Raw genomic sequence first — 551 nt, forward strand, 5'->3', positions numbered from 1 at the left:
TTTCACTCCCCTTCCGGGGTGCTTTTCACCTTTCCCTCACGGTACTGGTTCACTATCGGTCACTAGGTAGTATTTAGCCTTGGGAGATGGTCCTCCCTGCTTCCGACGGAATTTCACGTGTTCCGCCGTACTCAGGATCCACTCAAGAGGGAACGAAGTTTCAACTACAGGGTTGTTACCTTCTATGACTGACCTTTCCAGATCGATTCGTCTACTTCATTCCTTTGTAACTCCGTATAGAGTGTCCTACAACCCCAAGAGGCAAGCCTCTTGGTTTGGGCTAATCCCGTTTCGCTCGCCGCTACTTAGGGAATCGCGTTTGCTTTCTCTTCCTCCGGGTACTTAGATGTTTCAGTTCCCCGGGTCTGCCTTCAATACCCTATGTATTCAGGTAAAGATTCTATCCCATTACGGATAGAGGGTTTCCCCATTCGGAAATCTCCGGATCAAAGCTTACTTACAGCTCCCCGAAGCATATCGGTGTTAGTCCCGTCCTTCATCGGCTCCTAGTGCCAAGGCATCCACCGTGCGCCCTTTCTAACTTAACCTAC

1 rRNA gene is annotated in these 551 nt (G+C 49.9%); it reads right to left on the bottom strand.

The features are described from left to right. Nucleotides 1-548: ribosomal RNA gene (locus ACVBAX_RS25385) — 23S ribosomal RNA — on the bottom strand; the annotation flags it as partial. Nucleotides 549-551: the final 3 nt, after the last annotated feature.

Source organism: Robertmurraya sp. GLU-23, from assembly GCF_052983275.1.